We start from the raw sequence: 21,719 nt of genomic DNA on the forward strand, positions 1-21,719 counted from the left end.
TATACAACCGGCTTATTGTGGCAGCAATAGGCTTTATAAGGCTTGAGCCGTATGATGGGAAACTATCACGTACGGTTCTTAGGGGAGGGAAGGACAGTAATGCTCTTCTCTTACCCGACTACGCCAGTGTGGAAATGCTCTATCATCCCGAACATGCAGGAAAGCCCCTGGCTGTTGGGGGAGATCCTGAAGCCAGGCATGGAATCATACTGACGGCAAATTATATTGCCAAGCAAAAAGGGGTAAAGACAGGTCAGGCTATATGGCAGGCAAAAAGTGCTTGTCCAGATCTGGTTGTTGTTCCGTCCAGGATGGATCTTTATCTACAGTTTTCTTCCATGCTGTGGGAGATTTATGGAGACTATACGAATCTGGTGGAGCCTTATGGATGTGATGAAGCGTGGCTAGATGTGACTGGAAGTACCTCCTTAAAAGGAGATGCAAAAAAGATTGCAGAAGAAATCCGCAGGCGTGTAAAAAAGGAATTGGGGATCACAGTCAGTATTGGAATCTCCTGGAATAAGATTTTTGCTAAGCTTGGAAGTGATTATAAAAAACCAGATGCGGTTACGGAATTTCATAAAGAAAATTACCAGAGCATCGTCTGGAATCTGCCTGCAGCTGATCTTTTGTATGTCGGAAGATCTACCAGAACGATGTTAAACCGTTATGGGATCAAAACCATTGGGGAAATTGCAACGTCGGATCCAGATTTCCTGGAGCGGCTGTTCGGGAAGATGGGACTGGTCTTATATTCTTTTGCAAATGGCTGGGATGATTCTCCTGTTGCACCAGAAGGATATGCAGCTCCCATTAAGTCCATTGGTAACAGTACCACCACACCAAGGGACTTAGAAACTAATTTAGATGCAAAGATCATATTTATGGCACTTGCGGAAAGTGTTTCTGCAAGGCTTCGGAAACATGGCTTTAATTGTAACGCGGTATCTATATCCATTCGTGATAATGGCTTATATTCGTTTAAAAGACAGCAGAAATTGAAACAGCCGACAGACATTACAAATGAGATTTTTAACGCTGCCTATCAGCTGTTTCTAAAGAACTATGACTGGAGTCATCCGGTTCGGAGCCTTGGAGTTCGGGCAGAGAAACTGGTCCTTGGGGATGTGCCGGTACAGCTTGATCTGTTTGCCAGCGTGGAGCAGAGAGAAAAACAGGAAAAAATGGATCGCGCGGTGGATGGGATCCGCAGACGGTTTGGCTATTTCAGTGTACAGAAAGCATTTATGTATCAGGATAAAGCCCTGGCAAGTCTGGATGCGCAGGGAACCCATACGGTTCATCCAGTAGGGTATTTTAATGGGAGGTAGAAGCAGATGGAAAATTTAAAAGTTTATGTGGATGTATTAGTAAAGATGGATAAAGATGGGGATATGACGCCTGTGCAATTTGTGTGGGAGGATGGCACCACCTACCAGATCGACCGGATAAAAAACAAAGAGCGCTGTGCCAGCCGGAAGGCCGGAGGTACCGGAATCCGGTATACCGCTATGGTAGGCGGAAAAGAATGCCATTTATACTATGAATTTGATAAATGGTTTATGGAGCGGAGGGTTTCTTGAAGAGGTGGTGCTAAAATACGCTTTTATATTGACAAATGTATGTCTGATAGAATTGCTTAGAAGAAAACAATACCAGATATAATGCAACTTAAGCTAAAACAAAAATACAATATATATGTACAAAACAAGTTGACACGTACTATATATTGCACTATTCTACAATTGAATTATCGTTTATACATAGCAGACTCTATGTAATCAAATTTTATTCCGGTACCATGCTGGGATTATACCTTTTAGAAGATTCTGGAAAATAACAGGAAGACATCAAAAATCAAAAGAATGGTTTTTGGTGTCTTTTTTGTTGCCTGAAAATATCCAGAAAAGAATTAGAGCTGCAAATATCAAAGAAAGGAGCAAAAGATAATTCACAAATAAAGAGAGAAAAAAGGAGGATACGGATGGAAAAACCAACATTAGAGTATGACGGAAATCTGGGAAAGGAACAGGTACGGCTTCCGGTGAAAGCGTATTACCACGAGAAACGGCTTTATATCGGACTGATAAAGGGAGAGGATGGAGAACCCGGGTTGTTTGATGACCTGACGGTAAATAGAGCCGGAAAAAGTCAGACAAAAAAGCAAGACTTTGGGTGTTCCTTTGCAAAGGGCGCTTGATTATTTCCTGTTAGAACATCCTGTGCGAAGAAGAAAAGAGTTTGATAAAAATCTTTCGGAATCCACATCGGAACTGTGTAGAACATATGGGATTAAACGATCAGATATATATAATTATTTACGCAGGAATAATTCTTCGAAGGAAGAAGCCATTAAACACTATATTGAACTTAATGCAACAGTTGGCTCTGAACCGATTGTTTTTCAAGGCGTTGAATATGTGGATCTTCGTGAATGCTGCCGTATGCTGGATATTTCTTATAGGTGGGTATGCGAAAAGATTTTGAATCAAGAATTAAGTGTAGAAGAAGTCCTGCTTTATTATAAAGGAAAAAAAGAAGCTCTTCGTAAGATGGAAAAAGAGCCGATTCGCTTAGAAAATGGAACTCGTTATAATAATCTTGCTGAATTTTGCACAGCACTAAAAATACGTAAAAAGGCTATTTATGGGTATATATATGCAAATGATTGTTCGGTATCTGAAGCGGCAACCTACTACGCAGACAGACAAGTGGTGTCTGAAAAAGAAATTCCTCAAATAGGAGATCGAATCTATACAGATCTCCGTGAGTGCTGCAAGGACCAGAATGTTCCATATCGCTGGGTATGCAATAAGATGCTGCAGGAAGATGTTTCTGTCCAAGACGCTGTCCAATATTATAAAAGGAAACAAGAAAAGAGGCAGCAAAAGGCCCAAAGGCAAGTTCCTGTCAAAGGCAAAATGCCTGAACCACAGCCTGTTAATGTTCTGGGAAAGAAATATGAATCAAAAGAACGCTGTTATAAAGGCTTGGGGATAACCAAAAAGTCGGTTCAAAATCATATGAAGAAAACATCCTGTACATTTGAAGAAGCTGTCGTATATTGCTATGAGAAAAAGCTGGAAAAACAATTTGAATTTCGCGGAGAAATTTATAAAAGCTACAATGCCTGCTGCACTGCGTATAATCTTGCACAGGAATATGTTGCGATAAAAGCAAAGCGGGAAAAAATCACAAGACAGGAAGCTATGGAAAAACTATTAGCACAACGAGAGTCTGAAAAAACCATATAAACAGAACACAATTTCGAAAGGAGAACAGTTATGTTGAAAAGTAGAGGCGGACGAGAAGAAAATGAGAAACTTCTTCTTTCAGTAAAAGAAACTTGCGGACTTACCGGATTGTCTGAAAGGACAGTGCGAACTTTAATGGCAGAAAATGATTTTACCGTTCGGATTGGGCGAAGAACCCTTGTTCATAAGAAAAAATTTGAGAAATGGCTGGAAAAACAGGAGACTTGAATATTTTTCTGGAACGTGTTAATATTCTGATGTACTTGTGATCTGGTCGGGAAAGGATGAAAACCAGATATTATGAGGTGTTTTATATTATTTTAAACACTGGGATGCGTATTGGAGAACTGGCAGCTCTTATGTGGGAAGACATTGATTTTCATGCACACCGAATCCGCATTTACAAAACACTTAATAAAACTACGATATTTTATGATGATAGTAAGAGAAGAATAAGATGAATACAAATGAAACAAAAAATGAAAATACCGTGCAGAAACCGTGCAGTAACACTTCCAAAAGCGGCGCAAATGTAGATAAATCAAGGGGTTCTGGCAAAAGAATGAACATGTCGCCCATGATGCAGGAATACTGCAAAACCAAAGAAGAATACAAAGACTGCATCTTATTTTATCGTCTCGGGGATTTCTACGAGATGTTTTTTGATGATGCACTTCTGGTATCCAAGGAGCTGGAACTGACGCTCACTGGTAAGGATTGTGGTCTGGAAGAGCGGGCACCTATGTGCGGAATCCCGTTCCATGCGGCAGATACTTATATCAACCGTTTGATCGAGCGTGGGCATAAGGTTGCAATCTGTGAGCAGGTAGAGGATCCGAAAAAAGCAAAAGGACTTGTAAAGCGTGCTGTTATCCGTGTGGTTACTCCCGGAACTACTTTAGATGCAACTTCTTTGGATGAGTCAAAGAACAATTATCTGATGTCAATTGTCTCCATAGCAGACCGCTTTGGTTGTGCAATAGCGGATATTACCACAGGTGACTGTTTCCTTACAGAAGTACCAAATAGCCAGAAACTGGTTGATGAGATCAACAAATTCAGTCCGGCTGAAATCATATGTAATGATTCCTTTTTTATGAGTGGGGTTGACACAGACGATTTGAAAGAACGTCTTGGAATTTGTATTTTTTCCCTGGATGCCTGGTATTTCGATGATGATACCTGCAGAAAAGAATTAAGGGAACATTTTCACGTAACCAATCTGGAAGGCCTTGGAATCAGCGATTATGACAGTGGAATCATAGCTGCCGGAGCGCTGTTTTTGTATCTTAAGGAAACGCAGAAGACTGCACTTTCTCAGATGACTACCATCCGTCCTTATACGGCAGAGCGTTATATGCTGATTGACAGTTCCAGCCGACGAAATCTGGAGTTGGTGGAGACCCTCCGTGAAAAGCAGAAAAGAGGTTCTCTTCTCTGGGTACTGGATAAGACTAAAACAGCCATGGGTGCCCGTACTCTTCGCTCCTTTGTGGAACAGCCACTGATCGATGCAGAAGAGATCAATCGCAGACTGGAAGCTCTTGAAGAGCTGAATGAGAAACCGATGCTCCGCGATGAGATCCGGGAATATCTCAATCCAGTGTATGACCTGGAGCGTCTGGTCAGCCGCATCAGCTTTAAGTCTGCAAATCCAAGAGATATGGTAGCATTTGCGTCCTCTCTGGAAATGATTCCTTATATTAAACAGGTTCTCAAGGACTTTCAGGCACCGATTCTGAAAGAAATCTACGAGGACATGGACAGTCTTGAAGATATTACAGATCTGATCAAGCACGCCATTGTAGATGAACCGCCCCTTGCCCAGAAGGATGGAGGCATTATTCGTGAAGGCTTTAACGAAGATGTGGATAAATTCCGCAGTGCCCGCACAGATGGAAAAAAATGGCTTACAGAGCTGGAAACAAAGGAACGTGAGCGTACCGGAATCAAATCCCTGAAGATCAAATATAACCGTGTATTCGGCTATGCCCTTGAGGTAACCAATACGTTTAAAGAACTGGTGCCGGAGAACTACATCCGTAAACAGACTCTTGCAAATGCAGAACGTTATATTACCGAGGAGTTGAAAAACCTTGAAAATATGATCCTTGGCGCTGAAGATAAACTTTATGCCCTGGAATACGAGCTGTTTTCCAATGTCCGTGATAAAGTTGGCCAGGAAGTGATAAGAATCCAGCGTACAGCCAAGGCAATTGCAGGTCTGGATGTGTTTGCATCCCTGGCGCTTGTTGCTGAGCGCAATCATTATGTACGCCCGAAGGTAAATGAAGGCGGAATTATAGATATCAAAGGTGGCCGTCATCCGGTTGTAGAGCAGATGATCGATAATGATATGTTCATTGCCAACGATACATACCTTGACAATACTAAAAAAAGAATTTCCATTATTACAGGCCCCAATATGGCAGGTAAATCTACATACATGCGTCAGACTGCGTTGATCGTACTTATGGCGCAGATTGGAAGCTTTGTTCCGGCAGATAAAGCTGTAATTGGAATTGTGGACAGAATCTTTACCCGCGTAGGTGCATCAGATGACCTTGCCAGCGGACAGAGTACTTTCATGGTGGAAATGACTGAGGTGGCCAATATCCTTCGAAATGCCACTGCCAAGAGCCTTCTGATCCTGGATGAGATTGGCCGTGGAACCAGTACCTTTGATGGTCTTGCCATTGCCTGGGCAGTGATTGAACATATCAGTAATACAAAGCTTTGTGGAGCCAAGACATTATTTGCCACACATTATCATGAACTGACTGAACTGGAAGGAAAACTATCTGGCGTTACCAACTACTGCATTGCAGTTAAGGAAAAAGGTGACGATATTGTTTTTCTCCGCAAGATTGTAAAAGGCGGCGCAGATAAGAGTTATGGAATTCAGGTCGCCAAGCTGGCAGGTGTTCCGGATTCTGTTATTAACCGTGCAAAAGAGCTGGTTGAGGAATTAAGCGATGCAGACATTACTGCTGCTGTAAAAGATCTGGCTTCACCGAAGAAGAAGCCGAAGGTAGAAATGGATATGGCGCAGATGTCATTATTTGACACTGTACAAGACAATGACATTATTGAAGAATTAAAAGGCATTGACATTGGAAATCTGACTCCCATGGAAGCCTTAAATACGTTATACAATCTTCAGAATAAGATAAAGAACAGATGGTAACTGACAGCTGACTTTCATATATGGTGCTGTCACCGGCAGGCGACATGTCCGTATTGTGAACCGAAGCGGTCAACCTGCTTTTATATGGAGAGAAAAACTTGAGAAAAATAGCAGTTTTAGATAAACATACCATTGATAAAATTGCAGCAGGTGAGGTGGTAGAGCGCCCTTCTTCTGTTGTAAAGGAGCTTGTAGAAAATTCCATTGATGCTGGTGCTACTGCTGTAACAGTAGAGATTACAGATGGAGGAAAGAAGCTGATCCGTATTACAGACAACGGAGGGGGAATCGAGGCTGCTCAGGTACCTACGGCATTCTTAAGTCATGCTACCAGCAAAATTGAAAAAGTAGAAGATCTGGAAAACATAGCCTCACTGGGATTTCGTGGTGAGGCTTTATCCAGTATTGCCGCAGTTTCCCAGGTGGAGCTGATCACAAAAACTCCTTCTGCTATCAGCGGCGTGCGTTACGTGATCGAAGGCGGCGTAGAACAAAGCCTTGAGGAAATGGGAGCTCCAGATGGAACTACTTTCCTGGTTCGGAATCTCTTTTACAACACACCGGCCCGGAGCAAGTTCCTGAAATCTGATTCTTCAGAAGCAAATTATATTGGAACTATGATGGAACAGCTTGCTCTTTCCCATCCGGAGATTTCTTTTAAATATATTCAGAACAAACAGGTGAAACTGCATACTTCCGGCAATTATAATGTGAAGGATGTTATTTATAATGTATATGGCCGGGATATGGCGAAAGCACTTCTGGAAGTCTCCTACGAAAATGATTTTATGAAAATTGAGGGATACGCCGGCAAACCGGAGGTTTCCAGAGGAAACCGAAGCTTTGAGAACTACTATGTAAATGGCAGATTTGTGAAAAACAATATTATTACGAAGGCCATTGAGGATGCATATAAGGGCTTTGTCATGCAGCATAAATTTCCTTTTGTGTCATTGCAGATCCAGATGACAGGAAATGATCTGGATGTAAATGTTCATCCCCGGAAACTGGAGGTTCGTTTTGCAAGAGGGGCGGAGGTGTATGATGCCATTTACGAGGCTGTTCACAATGCGCTTCTTCACAGAGAACTGATACCGGTTGTTCCAGTGGGAAAAGAGGAGCGGGAATCAAAGGTGGCAGCAGTAAGCCGCGGAGCAGTTCCGGAGCCATTTGAGAAAAGTCGCAGGACGGAACTTCATTGTGAAGGTGCTGCTGAAAAAGCTGGTCGAAGCAGCGCAGGGAATAATGAAAGCTGCTATTCACAGGCTGCTGAAAAAACAGTTCTAACTGGAAAAACAGCTCTAACTGAAAAAACAGCTCCAACTGGAAAAATAAATTCATCTGGAAGCCTTGTAAACAGCTCTGGCTGTCAGGCCAGCAGTGTGCTTCGTGAGCAGGCAATTTATCAGGCGAAGCCATTTAGCAAGGAAGAGGAAGCTCTTTTTGCAGGAACTTTAAAAGAGGCTGCGGAGGCAGATAAAAGAGCGGATGAAAAAGCAGAAGAAAAAGCGGATAAAAGTGCAGATGAAAAAGCGGCAGAAGATAACATATCGGTTGAGAGAATGAATGAAGCCGATAATCAGGCAGAGACTGCTGTATCCGTAAACTATGAGATACCAGATAAATCTGAGCCTGGACAGAGTGATCCAGGTACAGAATATCCATCCGTTGGGGGAAAGCAGCTTGAGCTTTTTCAGGAGAAACTTCTGGCACCAGAATCCCGAAACCGCCATAAGCTGATTGGCCAGTTGTTTGACACCTACTGGCTGGTGGAATTTGAAAACCAGTTTTACATTATCGACCAGCATGCAGCTCACGAAAAGGTAAATTATGAGCGCTTTGTAAAACGTTTTAAAGAACAGTCCATTGAATCGCAATATCTGAATCCTCCGCTTGTGGTGACCTTGAACATGGATGAACAGGCGAAATTAAAAGCCAACGAAGAATATTTCAGGAAATACGGTTTTGAGATTGAACCCTTTGGTGGAAGGGAATACTGTATCAGTGCAGTTCCGACAAATTTGTACGGATTCCATGAAGAAGAACTCTTTCTGGAAATGCTTGACAATCTGGGAGGAGAAGGTGCAAAGGATGCTTTTGACCTTTTCACAGCAAGACTTGCCACAATGGCATGCAAATCTGCTGTCAAAGGAAATCATCAGATGTCTGCTCTGGAGGCAGATAAGCTGATCGACGAGCTTCTTACTCTGGACAATCCATATAATTGTCCTCATGGCCGTCCCACTATCATTGCGATGACAAAGACAGAAATTGAAAAGAAATTTAAGCGAATTGTATAAACAGGAGAGATTATGAAAAAACCTCTTATTGTCCTTACCGGTCCTACTGCAGTTGGAAAAACCAGGCTGTCTATTTCTCTGGCAAAAGCCATTGGCGGCGAGATCATATCTGCAGATTCCATGCAGGTTTATAAATATATGGATATTGGCTCTGCGAAGATCATGCCAGAAGAAATGCAGGGAGTTCCCCATTACCTGGTGGATGAGCTGACGCCAGAGGATGAATTTCACATTGTGCGTTTTCAACAGATGGCAAAGGATGCCATGGAAAAGATTTACACCAGGGGACATATTCCCATTCTGGTGGGGGGAACCGGCTTTTATATTCAGGCGGTGACCAGAGATATTGATTTTACCCAGGCTGAGCAGGACGATGGATACCGGGCCGATCTGGAGGCGATTGTCCAGGAAAAAGGTCCTGCATATCTTCATCAGATGCTGGCAGAGGTGGATCCCAAAAGCGCCGAAGTGATCCACGAAAACAACACGAAGCGTGTAATCCGCGCACTGGAATTTTATCATCAGAACCATAGCCCTATTTCCGCACACAATGAGGAGCAGCAGGAACGAACCAGCCCCTATAATCTGGCATACTTTGTGCTGAATGCACCACGGGAGCTTTTATATAAACGCATTGATAAGCGGGTGGATGAAATGATGACCAGCGGTCTTGTGGCAGAAGTCCAGAAGCTGAAGGACATGGGCTATCACAGAGGTATGGTTTCCATGCAGGGTCTTGGATATAAAGAAATCCTGGCCTATCTGGATGGAGAAATGCCGCTGGAAGAGGCTGTGCGGATCTTGAAGCGCGACACCCGGCACTTTGCCAAACGCCAGCTCACCTGGTTCCACAGAGAACCGGAAACAGTGTGGGTGAATAAAGATGAGTTCGGGTATGACGAGAATAAAATGCTGGAATATATGCTGAGCGTTTGCCATGAAAAAGGAATAACTGGAGAGTAGTTATTTCGATAATCAGATTTTCCACAGGGGGTAATCGCCCGCTTTGAAAACAAAAAAATGGAGGAATACCGTCAGACAGACGGAAAATTTATTATGAAAGAATTATACGAGCAGCTGGGAATTTCTTCCCAGGTTTACGATTTTTGCCATGAAATAGAGGAATCCTTAAAGGAGCGTTTTGAACAGTTTGACAAAACAGCAGAATATAACCAGATGAAAGTTCTTCTGGCTATGCAGAAAAACCGCGTCAGCGAGGAGTGCTTCGGCTCTTCTTCCGGTTACGGCTACAACGATTACGGTCGTGATACTCTGGAAAAGGTTTATGCGGATACATTCCACACAGAAGCATGTCTGGTGCGTCCGCAGATTGCGTGTGGAACACATGCCCTGGCCATTGCTCTTTTTGGAAACCTGCGTCCAGGCGACGAAATGCTGGCACCAGCCGGAAAGCCATATGATACTCTTGAAGAGGTGATCGGTATCCGTCCATCCAGGGGCTCCCTGGCAGAATACGGAGTAACTTATCGTCAGGTGGATCTTCTTGAGGATGGAACTTTCGATTATGAAAATATCCGCAAAGCAATCAATGAGAAGACAAAACTGGTTGAGATTCAGCGCTCCAAAGGCTATATGACACGCCCCTCTTTTTCAGTAAAGCAGATTGGTGAGCTGATTGCATTTGTAAAGAGCATTAAGCCTGATGTGATCTGTATGGTAGACAATTGCTACGGCGAATTTGTTGACACGATTGAGCCCAGTGATGTTGGTGCAGATATGGTGGTTGGTTCCCTGATCAAAAACCCGGGCGGCGGACTTGCTCCAATTGGCGGTTACATTGCGGGAACCAAAGAGTGCGTGGAAAATGCTTCTTACCGTATGACCTGTCCGGGACTTGGTGCTGAGGTGGGAGCTTCACTTGGCGTAAACCGTTCCTTCTATCAGGGATTTTTCCTTGCACCGATGGTGACAAAGGGTGCGTTAAAGGGCGCTGTTTTTGCAGCCAATATTTATGAAAAGCTTGGATTTGACGTGGTTCCAAATTCCACAGAGCCAAGGCAGGATATTATTCAGGCAGTGACTTTAAAAAGTCCGGAGCGTCTGATCGCATTCTGTAAGGGGATTCAGGCTGCTGCCCCGGTTGACAGTTATGTTGATCCGGAGCCATGGGATATGCCAGGTTATGACAGTCAGGTCATTATGGCAGCTGGCGCATTTGTACAGGGCTCTTCTATTGAGCTTTCCGCAGATGGACCTGTGAAAGAGCCATATGCCGTATATTTCCAGGGAGGACTTACCTGGGAGCATGCAAAACTAGGTGTTATGATGTCCTTGCAGAAACTTGTGGAGCAGGATTTGGTAAAATTACAGTGAAATCATGAAAAACATGAATTTTCGTGCAACGCCAGGCGTGTAACAGGGAGGCGCTGAACCGTTACCATAAGTTCTTTAAAACAGATGTAAAAAACGGGAGTTTATATGGAGAAAAAACGTGTTATCGTTACAGGCGGCGGGGCGTCCGGGCTGATGGCGGCCATTGCAGCTGCAGAAAACGGGGCCGCTGTAACCATATTGGAACAAAATGAAAAACCAGGCAAAAAGATCTGCGCTACAGGAAACGGCAAATGTAATTTTACCAATATCCAGGTGCCGTCTGATGCATATCGAAGCGAAAATCCAGGCTTTGAACAGGCAGTTCTGAATCAGTTTCCGGTAGAAGACACGGTGAAATTTTTTACCCGGCTTGGAATTTATCCTGTGAATAAAAACGGCGGCTATCTCTATCCGCATAGCGGACAGGCAGCAAGCGTTGCTGAGGTATTGTGTATGGAAGCACGGAATCTTGGGGTAAAGATCAAGACCAACCAAAAAGTACAACGTGTTTTTAAGGAACAGGATATCTGGAAGGTTCAGGTAGAAGGCTGGATATACGAGGGTGAAGCAGTTATTCTTTCCAATGGTTCCAAAGCTTCTGCAATTTCCGGTTCCGATGGCAGCGGTTATGAGCTTGCCGCAGCACTGGGACACAGGCTCATAGAGCCTCTCCCGGCTTTAACTGCCCTGAAATGCAAGAATACAGGCTTTTCCGGCTGGGCAGGTGTCCGCACAGAAGGCAGAATTACGCTGCTTGTGGATGGGAAAAAAGTCACAGAGGAAACAGGAGAACTACAGCTTACTGATTATGGCGTATCTGGAATTCCGGTGTTTCAGGTTAGCCGATACGGAATCCGTGCACTGAAACAGGGAAAAAATGTGACTCTGATTTTAAATTTTCTGCCAGAATTTTCCCGGGAACAGTTGAAAGCTTTTCTGAAAATACGAAAGGAAAACTGCCCCTATAAAGGAAAAAAAGACTTTTTGATCGGACTTTTCCCGGATAAGCTTGCAAAAGTGCTTTTGTCAGCAAATGATCTGGAAGAAGCAATCAGCAGCTATCCGCTTAAAGTGACTGGTTATCAGTCTTTTGAACAGGCACAGGTGTGCTCAGGCGGCGTTGATACTACGCAGGTTAACGCCCAAACCTTGGAATCCACACGAAATTCAGGCCTATATTTCGCAGGAGAACTATTGGACATTGATGGGAAATGTGGCGGTTACAATTTGCAGTGGGCCTGGTCCAGCGGTTATGTTGCAGGAGTGAATGCCAGTAAATGTCAGAGCGTGTTTGAAAAAGGAGAATAACATGATTCGAATTACCCAGCTGAAACTTTCAATTAATCATACCCCGGAAGAGTTAAGCCAAAAGATCCGTAAGGAGCTTCGTCTGAAAAATGAAGGCTTCACTTACGAAATAGTGAAGCAGTCACTGGATTGCCGTCATAAAGAGGATAAAAAATTTGTTTATACGGTAGATGTGTCTTTGCAGGATAAAAACCAGGAAAGCAAGATCTTTCGAAGAGTTCACAATAATAACATTATGTTAACTCAGAAAAAAGAATATACATTTCCATCTCCTGGTGAAGAGGAACTGAAATATCCGCCGGTCATTGTAGGAAGCGGACCTGCTGGAATTTTTTGTGCCTGGTATCTGGCGAAGGCAGGTTACCGCCCCCTGGTTCTGGAACGGGGAGAGGAAGCGCATGTCCGTCAGAAGACTGTCGAGAATTTCTGGAAAAATGGCGTACTGGATCCGGATTCCAATGTGCAGTTTGGTGAAGGGGGTGCTGGTACTTTTTCCGACGGAAAACTAAATACTCTGGTAAAAGATCCTTCAGGAAGAAATCATGAAGTACTGAAGCGTTTCGTGCAGGCGGGTGCACCGTCGGAAATTATCTATCAGCAGAAACCACATCTTGGTACAGACGTGCTGGTTGGCGTGGTGGAGACTCTTCGCCATGAAATTGAGGAAATGGGCGGCAAATTCCAGTTTCGTTCCAAAGTGACAGATCTTTTTTTTGAAAACAGTCAGTTAAAAAAAATTGAGATAAATGGGGAAAAAAGGATTCCGGCCCAGGTATGTGTGCTGGCAGTTGGACATAGCGCAAGAGATTCCTTTTTCATGTTTGAGAAAAAAGGAATCTATATGGAACCAAAATCTTTTGCAGTAGGTGTACGTATGGAACATCCACAGTCCATGATCAATCTGGCTCTTTATGGGGAAGAGGAAAACGAGAAACTTGGAGCTGCTGCTTATAAAGTTACCCACACATGTGAAAATGGCCGTGGTGTTTATTCCTTTTGTATGTGTCCGGGCGGTTATGTAGTAAACGCTTCTTCAGAACCGGAGATGCTTGCTGTAAATGGTATGAGCTATCAGGCCAGGGACAGCCGCAATGCAAACAGTGCGCTGATCGTATCGGTAACTCCGGCTGATTTTCCGGAAGAGGGGCCTCTGGGCGGCGTAGCATTTCAGCGCAATCTGGAGCGCGCAGCGTGGAAAGCTGGAAATGGTAAGGTTCCGGTACAGTTGTTTGAGGATTATCAGAAGCATAAGCCGAGTACAAGACTTAAAGATGTAGAACCTTGTATCAAGGGCGCCTGTGTTCCAGGTGATGTGCGCAGTATTTTTCCAAAAGAGATCGGTGATTCCATAGAAGAGGGTGTTCTTGCCTTTGGAAAAAAAATCAAAGGCTTTGACCGTCCTGATGCAGTGCTGTCCGGCGTGGAAAGCAGAACATCATCTCCGGTGCGTATTGTCCGTGATAAGGATTCCCTGGAAGCAAACTATGAGGGGATTTACCCCTGTGGGGAAGGCGCTGGATATGCAGGCGGGATTACTTCTGCTGCTATGGATGGCATAAAAGTAGCGGAAGCTGTTTCTAAAAAGTTCAGAAATTTTTAGGAGAGAGTGTACATCTCTCCTTTTTTATGCTAAAATGAGTCTGCATTGTGAAACACAGTGCGGGGGAATTTGTCTTTGTGTCTCGGGGAATAAGAAGTATCTGCTTATTATGGCATGAAGAACAGTCCCATTACTGTTCATTGGCAAAGCTGTGCGAAGTAAGTTTCAGGTATGGCGTGAGCAGTATCCTGTCAGTCCTGGAGAACTGCAGGTGAAAGATATGAATGAAATGAAACAGACCATCAGAGAACTGCCGGAGTCGTCACGTCCTTATGAGAAATGTCTGCTGTGGGGACCATCCGTGCTCAGCGATAGCGAGCTTCTGGCAGTGATCCTGAGAAGCGGTGTACAAGGCTGCAATTCTCTTGTACTCGCCAATCAAATCTTAAGTCTTACGAAAGATACCTCCTATCCGGGACTTCTGGGACTTTTACATATGTCCATTCCGGATCTGATGAAGGTGAACGGAATCGGGAAAGTCAAGGCCGTCCAGCTGAAATGTATCGGGGAGCTTTCCAAGCGGATGGCGTCTGCTGTTGCCAGACCAAGACTTTCTTTTAACGAACCCATCACGATAGCAAAATACTATATGGAACGTCTCCGGCACGAAGAGCAGGAAATATTGATCGTTATGCTGCTGGATGGAAAAAACCATTTTCTTGGCGAGCAGATGCTTTCCCGGGGAACCGTGAATTCAACTCTGATCACTCCAAGGGAGGTTTTTATGGAAGCATTGAAGTTTCACGCTGTAAGTGTGATCCTGGTTCATAACCATCCAAGCGGAGATCCTACGCCCAGTGAATGTGATAAGAAAATTACAGAGCGTATTTACCGGTCTGGGGAGATTCTTGGGGTGAAGCTTCTGGATCACGTTGTGATCGGTGACCAGAGATACATTAGCTTTAAAGAACAGGGAATGATGCCGGAGGAATGATCCGCCGGAAGTGCTGACGCCGTCTGTAAACCAGTGGCGGGTATTTGTTTTTGCAGGGCATAGTAATGATGAAGGGACAGATATATGCTGTTTGAAAAAACATATGGAATAGACCTTGGAAGCAGTTCCGTCAAGGTCTATTCCATGATTCGAAATAAAAGCTACATTGAGAAGAACATGATTGCGGCCAAGGGCCGCAAAATCATAGCCGTGGGCAACGAAGCGTATGAAATGTTTGAGAAAGCACCCTCTGATATTTCCGTAAGTTCGCCGATGGCTTTTGGTATGATAGCCAATCTGGAACTGCAGGAAATTGTACTTTACAGTATGATGAAAAAAATTGATAAAATTCTGGGAATAGGCTCTGTCATGTACTTTGCAGTTCCTCTGGACATGACTGCTATTGAAAAAAGAGCTTATTATCAGGTGGCGAATGGACATTGGCTGCGGAAGAACAGGGTTTACATGGTAGAGGCTCCTATTGCAGATGCCATAGCTATGGGTGTGGATCTGGAGAACAATGCAGGAAGCATGATCGTAAATATTGGTGCCCAGAGTACGAATTTTTCCATTATTACGGGAGGCCGTATTATCATAAATAAGAAGATTCCAATTGGTGGACGTCAGATGAATGAGGCAGTGTGCAGCGAAGTACGCAAGCGTTATAATCTTCAGATCGGCACCCGTACTGGGAAGCGGCTGAAGCTGGTAATGGGACGGCTTGCAGACCAGCACAAGCAGGCCCGTAAGGTTGTAGGAATTGACAGTGTTTCTGGTCTTCCCAGGGAAGAGGTTATTTCTGCCTATGTAGTCAATGCGGGAATCATGAACTGTGTCAATGAGATCGGTGCCCAGATGAAAGTTTTTCTGGAACGTATCCCGCCGCAGATCTCCTACCACATTGCGAAAGAAGGCATTTTTCTTACCGGAGGGAGCACCAGAATCCCTCATATTGATACATATCTGGCAAGTTATACAGGCTATTCTTTTAACCTGTCAGATCTTTACGAAACTTCAGCTGTCAAAGGGCTGGAGAAGATCATCCACGACAAAGAACTTCGTAAATGGGCTCAGCCCATCACACAAAGAAAATTATAGTAACTGTGAAGGTACTGAACAGTTATAAATCATAAATTTTTAGGGGTGCCATTTTATGAAAAACCTTAAGAAAAAATTTCGATTTCGCATAAATCTGAAAAGTAAACATTTGCTGGCGATTATGACACTTTTCTGCCTGAGCTGTATTGTTGCTACATTTGCTTCAGGAATTTCCACAGCTCCTTTGCAGGAAACAGCAGGAATTGTCATAGTTCCTTTTGAAAAAAGCATTGAAAAGATCGGCAGTATGGTCCGTTCCGTCAGGGACAGCTTCAAGGACAAACAGGATCTGCTTTTTGAAAATGAAGAGCTGAAAGCAGAACTGGACAGCCTGACTACACAGAATAACAAACTGATCCAGGATCAAGGGGAATATCAGAGACTGAAAGAGCTTTACAATTTGGACCAGACCTATGAGGACTATCCGAAGGTAGCTGCGACTATCATTTCCAAAGATCCTGGAAACTGGTACGATACCTTTATGATCAACAAAGGTTCTGATGATGGGATAAGGGTCGATAATAATGTGATCGCAGGCAAGGGGCTTGTTGGAATTGTCACAGAAGTGGGTTCCTCCTGGGCTACTGTCCGTTCCATTATTGATGACAGCAGCAGTGTAAGTGCCATGACAGTAAGCACTTCTGATAACTGTATTGTAAACGGAGACCTGGAACTGATTGATGAAGGAAAGCTTCGCTTTGAGCAGCTTTATGATCAGGAGAACAAGGTGACTGTCGGGGAACGTATTGTCACTTCCAATATCAGTGAGAAATTTGTAGAAGGATTGTTTATCGGCTATGTAAGCGAAGTGCAGGTAGACAGCAATAACCTGACTAAGACAGGAACCATTGTAACACCTGTGGATTTCCTTCATTTGAAGGATGTATTTGTTATTACTGTGAATAAGCAGGATCTGGTAGACGGAACCGCGCAGGTGGAAGGTAATTCTGACAGCGGCAGTTCTGACAGTACCTCTGGCGACAGCAGTCAGGAGAGTAGCGACAATACTGACGGCAGTGCAGCAGACGGACAGGAGGGCGCAGATGAAGGGTAAGATTGTCTATTTTCTTACGATCGTAATATGTTTTCTTCTGCAGTGTACGGTTATGGATCTGATTTCTATTGGCTCTGTAACTCCTAATCTGATGCTGGTTTTCTGTGTATCCATGGGGCTTATGCGCGGGCGCAAAAGCGGCCTTTGGGCAGGATTTTTTTCAGGGCTTTTTGTGGATCTGTTCTTTGGATCCGTATTTGGATTTTATGCTTTGATCTATATGTATATTGGTTATTTAAGTGGATATGCGCACAGGATTTATTACGATGATGATGTGAAGGTTCCTATGTTTCTGACTGCAATTGCAGATCTTTTATATAATCTGTCTGTTTATGGGTTGCAGTTCCTCCTAAGAGGCAGACTGGGACTTGGGACTTATCTGTACAGGATCATTATCCCGGAAATGTTTTACACGGTATTTATTACCTTGATTGTATACCGGATTTTCCGTTACATAAACTATCACTACATGAACATAACCAGGAAAGAAAGTGAGTCAATTTGGGTACTAAAATAAAACGAATTTTCAAAAAAATCAGTTTAAAACGAACAACAGTCCTGATCTTGGTATTTGTGATAATGTCAGTTGTTCTGGTGCGTAGATTATTTGATCTGCAGATTATTCAGGGAGAGGATTACATCAGCAAATTCCAGGCCAGGACAACCAAAGAGCGTGTGCTCAAGAGCACCCGCGGAAATATTCTGGACAGAAATGGTGATATTCTTGCATCTAATGTGCTTTCCTATTCTCTGACACTGGAGGATAATGGAACTTACACTTCTACAAGGGAGAAGAATCTTACATTAAATGGTGTAGCCTATCAGGTGCTTCAGATTCTTCACAGCAACGGAGATGATATTACCCATTCCTTCCATATTGTGGTAGATAAGAATGGAGAGTATGCTTTTGATGTTGCTGAGGGCTTTACCCTGAACCGTTTCCGTGCTGATATTTATGGACAGGCATTGATCGATGATTTGAAAGATGAACAGAAGACGGCGACTGCGGATCAGATGATGGAGTTTCTCACTGGTTCCGAGAAATTTTCTATCGTTCTTAGCGGTGATCGTGCTTATACAGAGGATGAACTGACCTCCCATGGTCTGCCTCTTACTTTGACCAAGCAGGAAATGCTTGATATTGCAACTATCCGCTACGAACTGAATACCAACAGCTTTAAGAAATATATGCAGGTTACCATTGCTACCAATGTCAGTGAAAAGTCGGTAGCTGCGATCATGGAGAATAAGACCGGACTGCAGGGAATTGATGTGGTTGAGGATTCCATCCGCCAGTATATTGATGATGAAAGTATGGCACCAATCCTTGGCTATACAGGTAAGGCTTCTTCCGAGGAGCTGACAGAGCTTCGGAAACAGAATCCGGATTATTCCAATGATGCGATCGTAGGTAAAGCAGGAATTGAGCAGTATATGGAACTTACCCTTCAGGGAACAGACGGCAAGGAGACGGTTTCTGTTGATAACCTTGGAAAGGTTCTGAAAATTGACGAGGATACCAAAGTAGAGCCGGTTGCGGGAGATGATGTGCAGCTTACTATTGATACTGACTGGCAATCGGCAATCTATCAGATCCTCAAACAGCGTGTGGCGGGTGTTCTTCTGACGAAAATTGATGCGGCAAAGACTTTTGATTACACGTATGTCACAGATGCCAGTCAGATCCGTATTCCTATTTATGATGTATACAATGCCCTGATTTCCAACAGTGTGATTGACATCACCAAATTCAGCAATGAGGATGCCTCTGACATAGAAAAAAATTTATATGCCAAATTTCAACAAAAGCAGCAGAGAGTTTTTGATACAATAAGCACGAAGCTGAATGGCTCAAACCCGCCAGCCTATAAGGATGAAGATGAAGAAACACAGGAATATCTGTCTTACATCTGTAATGACCTTCTTAGAGACACGCTTGGAATTATTTCCAAAGATGCCATTGATACATCAGATGCTACTTACAAGGCCTGGACAACAGATGAAACCATCAGCCTGAAGGATTACCTGACTTATGCCACAAGCCAGGGCTGGATCGACATCAGCAGCTTTTCACCGGAAGGAGAGTATCTGGATTCTGAGGAAATTTATCAGGCACTGACAGCATATATTATCGACTATCTCAGTACAGATACTGGATTTTCCAAGCTCCTTTACAAATACATGCTGCAGGAAGATACAATTTCCGGACAGGAAATCTGCCTGGTGCTTTATGAGCAGGGAGTCCTTGACAAAAATGATGATGATTATGAGAATCTGGCTTCCGGAGCAATGGGAGCTTATGATTTCATGATCAACAAGATATACACTCTGGAGATAGAGCCTGCACAGCTGGCATTAATGCCATGCTCAGCGTCCGCTGTGGTTGTAGATGTAAAGACTGGAGATGTAGTTGCACTTGTTTCCTATCCCGGATATGACAATAATCGTCTGACCAATGATATGGATACAGATTATTATGCAAAACTGGCACTTGACCAGTCCAGTCCGTTCTTCAATAAAGCGACCCAGCAAACCACTGCACCAGGTTCCACTTTAAAGCTTCTTTCAACAATTGCAGGAATGGAAGAAGGAATTATTGACGAAGGTACATATATTGAATGTACCGGAACTTTTGACTATGTAGATCCGCCTATTAATTGCTGGTATAAGAATGGTCATGGAAGTCTGGATATCCGTACAGCGATCGAGCAGTCCTGTAACTATTTCTTTAACATGATCGGTTTTCAGCTGGGAAAAGTTGGGGACAATGAGTTCTCCGAGGTGCAGAGTCTGAATAAGCTTCAGGAATATGCCTCATTGATCGGTCTGGATCGGAAGACTGGAATCGAGCTCTCAGAGGCAACTCCGAAGGTTTCCGATGCCAAAGCAGTTCCATCCTATATGGGACAGGGAAATAACCTGTTTACTACATCAGAACTGGCTCGTTATGCTACTGTTATGGCTACTTCCGGGAATGTATTTAAACTGACTCTTCTGGACAAAGTAATGGACCCGAAGGGAGAGGTGATTCAGGAGTATGAGCCGGAAATCGAGGATGTGGTAAATATTTCTTCAAATATCTGGGATGTGATCCATGATGGTATGCGTCGTGTGATCCAGACTCATTCCCAGTTTGATGGTCTTGGAGTAGAAGTGGCAGGTAAAACCGGTACAGCAGAGCTGGATCTTCGCCATCCAAACCATGGTCTGTTTATCGGTTATGCGCCGGCCTCTGATCCGGAGTATGCGGTGGCAATCCGTATTGCCAATGGATACAGCTCCGGTAATGCATGTCTGATTGCTAATGATATTTTTAATTATATGTACAATCTTGCAGATAAAGATTCTATTCTCACAGGTATTGCTTCTACAGATACCAGTGATACATCGAATGACTAAAAACGATTTTGCTGCTGTTCATAGTCTGATCAGCAGTATTGGATATGCCTGCCGGGAGTGTTCCGGCAGGCATATCCATAAGAGAAATACCAGGATTTTGGAACATTTTGTTTAGGAGGAATCAGAAGAAATGGGTGAAGTCATTGTCATTACATCCGGAAAAGGCGGTGTAGGAAAAACCACTACAGTTGCCAATATAGGAACTGGTCTGGCTATGATGGGAAAGAAAACCGTGGTTGTGGATACGGATATTGGTCTTCGTAATCTGGATGTTGTGCTTGGGTTGGAGAACCGGATCGTATATAATCTGGTAGATGTGGTGAATGGAAGCTGCCGTCTGAAACAGGCTCTGATCAAAGACAAGCGGCATCCGGAGCTCTATCTGCTGCCATCTGCGCAAACTAAGGATAAAACCGCCGTATCACCGGAACAGATGATCAAACTGACGGATGATCTGCGGGAGGAGTTTGATTATATATTGCTGGACTGTCCGGCTGGAATTGAGCAGGGATTTAAGAATGCCATTGCAGGTGCAGATAAAGCTCTTGTAGTGACGACCCCGGAGGTATCCGCAATTCGCGATGCGGATCGTATCATTGGTCTTCTGGAAGCAAATGATCTGCGGGATATCCATCTGATCATCAACCGTCTTCGTCCTGACATGATCGCCAGGGGAGATATGATGTCTGTGGATGATGTGACAGAGATTCTGGCTGTAGATCTGATTGGAACTCTTTTAGATGACGAGCAGATTGTGATAGCAACCAATCAGGGAGAGCCTCTTTCTGGTAAAAATTCTCAGGCAGAGGAGGAATACCGGAATATTTGTAAACGGCTTATGGGCGAGGAAGTTCCCTTTGCAGAACTCAGACAGAAGAAAGGTATGTTTTCACGACTGTTTAAAAGACATTGATATTCAGGTAATAATTAGTTACGCAAAATAGCATGTTGGTTGTTTGTAATAATGTTATGTCAACTAATGCTCTGAAATGGAGGGATTTTGCATGAAGACCTTTTTAAATGAAAGAAGGCGTTCAGCAGGATATGCTCGCGACAGGATGAAACTTCTTCTTATCTCAGAACGCATAGAATGCTCTCCACAGATGATGAAAATGTTAAAAAGCGATCTGGTACATACAGTAAAGAAGTATGTGACCATAGAGGAAACTAAAGTGAAAATACAGATATCACAGGAACCGCCTGTCTTAATGGCGTATATCCCTGTGTTGACGAAAAAGGACAGATAAATTT

General features: G+C 43.7%; 18 protein-coding genes. All 18 read left to right on the forward strand.

What is annotated here, in order from left to right; translation table 11 throughout:
- The first annotated feature begins 134 nt into the window (after nt 1-134).
- The gene (locus tag ABHC48_RS17030) at nt 135-1,331 is read left to right on the forward strand and encodes a DNA polymerase IV (protein WP_195700263.1); all 1,197 of its coding nucleotides are present in this window, start codon (nt 135-137) and stop codon (nt 1,329-1,331) included.
- Nucleotides 1,332-1,337: 6 nt separating this feature from the next.
- Complete coding sequence (locus ABHC48_RS17035) at nt 1,338-1,583, forward strand: hypothetical protein (RefSeq protein ID WP_195700240.1); 246 nt, start codon at nt 1,338-1,340, stop codon at nt 1,581-1,583.
- A 401-nt stretch (nt 1,584-1,984) separates the two neighbouring features.
- Nucleotides 1,985-2,200: a hypothetical protein gene (locus tag ABHC48_RS17040; protein WP_195700241.1), complete on the forward strand. Its 216-nt coding sequence runs from the start codon at nt 1,985-1,987 to the stop codon at nt 2,198-2,200.
- Nucleotides 2,201-2,420: 220 nt separating this feature from the next.
- Entirely contained in the window at nt 2,421-3,254 is an 834-nt protein-coding gene (locus ABHC48_RS17045) for a hypothetical protein (RefSeq protein WP_195700242.1), read from the forward strand.
- A 30-nt stretch (nt 3,255-3,284) separates the two neighbouring features.
- Nucleotides 3,285-3,482 carry a helix-turn-helix domain-containing protein gene (locus tag ABHC48_RS17050; RefSeq protein WP_173718917.1) on the forward strand — a complete coding sequence of 66 codons (198 nt, stop codon included), beginning with the start codon at nt 3,285-3,287 and terminating at the stop codon, nt 3,480-3,482.
- Nucleotides 3,483-3,816: 334 nt separating this feature from the next.
- Nucleotides 3,817-6,441 (forward strand): DNA mismatch repair protein MutS, encoded by a 2,625-nt coding sequence (mutS, locus tag ABHC48_RS17055; RefSeq protein ID WP_334285726.1) that lies wholly within the window; start codon nt 3,817-3,819, stop codon nt 6,439-6,441.
- A gap of 98 nt (nt 6,442-6,539) precedes the next feature.
- Nucleotides 6,540-8,741: a DNA mismatch repair endonuclease MutL gene (gene mutL, locus ABHC48_RS17060; protein WP_195700243.1), complete on the forward strand. Its 2,202-nt coding sequence runs from the start codon at nt 6,540-6,542 to the stop codon at nt 8,739-8,741.
- 12 nt (nt 8,742-8,753) lie between these two features.
- Nucleotides 8,754-9,704: a tRNA (adenosine(37)-N6)-dimethylallyltransferase MiaA gene (gene miaA, locus ABHC48_RS17065; protein ID WP_173769981.1), complete on the forward strand. Its 951-nt coding sequence runs from the start codon at nt 8,754-8,756 to the stop codon at nt 9,702-9,704.
- A 93-nt stretch (nt 9,705-9,797) separates the two neighbouring features.
- Nucleotides 9,798-11,075 carry a methionine gamma-lyase family protein gene (locus tag ABHC48_RS17070; protein ID WP_195700244.1) on the forward strand — a complete coding sequence of 426 codons (1,278 nt, stop codon included), beginning with the start codon at nt 9,798-9,800 and terminating at the stop codon, nt 11,073-11,075.
- Nucleotides 11,076-11,180: 105 nt separating this feature from the next.
- Complete coding sequence (locus tag ABHC48_RS17075; RefSeq protein ID WP_195700245.1) at nt 11,181-12,383, forward strand: NAD(P)/FAD-dependent oxidoreductase; 1,203 nt, start codon at nt 11,181-11,183, stop codon at nt 12,381-12,383.
- A gap of 1 nt (nt 12,384) precedes the next feature.
- Nucleotides 12,385-13,983 carry an FAD-dependent protein gene (locus ABHC48_RS17080; protein ID WP_195700246.1) on the forward strand — a complete coding sequence of 533 codons (1,599 nt, stop codon included), beginning with the start codon at nt 12,385-12,387 and terminating at the stop codon, nt 13,981-13,983.
- A 220-nt stretch (nt 13,984-14,203) separates the two neighbouring features.
- Entirely contained in the window at nt 14,204-14,917 is a 714-nt protein-coding gene (gene radC, locus ABHC48_RS17085; RefSeq protein ID WP_334285725.1) for a DNA repair protein RadC, read from the forward strand.
- Between the two features lie 84 nt (nt 14,918-15,001).
- Entirely contained in the window at nt 15,002-16,015 is a 1,014-nt protein-coding gene (locus ABHC48_RS17090) for a rod shape-determining protein (protein ID WP_195700247.1), read from the forward strand.
- Between the two features lie 55 nt (nt 16,016-16,070).
- The gene (mreC, locus tag ABHC48_RS17095; RefSeq protein ID WP_173717118.1) at nt 16,071-17,069 is read left to right on the forward strand and encodes a rod shape-determining protein MreC; all 999 of its coding nucleotides are present in this window, start codon (nt 16,071-16,073) and stop codon (nt 17,067-17,069) included.
- Nucleotides 17,059-17,586, forward strand: coding sequence for a rod shape-determining protein MreD (gene mreD / locus ABHC48_RS17100; RefSeq protein ID WP_173717119.1), 528 nt, complete (start codon nt 17,059-17,061; stop codon nt 17,584-17,586). Before mreC ends, mreD begins: the two co-directional genes overlap by 11 nt.
- 56 nt (nt 17,587-17,642) lie before the next feature.
- Nucleotides 17,643-20,468: a penicillin-binding transpeptidase domain-containing protein gene (locus tag ABHC48_RS17105; RefSeq protein ID WP_334285727.1), complete on the forward strand. Its 2,826-nt coding sequence runs from the start codon at nt 17,643-17,645 to the stop codon at nt 20,466-20,468.
- A 130-nt stretch (nt 20,469-20,598) separates the two neighbouring features.
- Nucleotides 20,599-21,381: a septum site-determining protein MinD gene (gene minD, locus ABHC48_RS17110; protein ID WP_118580227.1), complete on the forward strand. Its 783-nt coding sequence runs from the start codon at nt 20,599-20,601 to the stop codon at nt 21,379-21,381.
- Between the two features lie 91 nt (nt 21,382-21,472).
- A complete protein-coding gene (minE, locus tag ABHC48_RS17115; protein ID WP_118580224.1) occupies nt 21,473-21,715 on the forward strand; it encodes a cell division topological specificity factor MinE in 243 nt (80 codons plus the stop codon).
- Nucleotides 21,716-21,719 lie beyond the last annotated feature (4 nt).

The organism is Ruminococcus sp. 1001136sp1 (assembly GCF_039841815.1).
Classification (GTDB): Bacteria; Bacillota; Clostridia; order Lachnospirales; family Lachnospiraceae; genus Blautia_A; species Blautia_A faecis.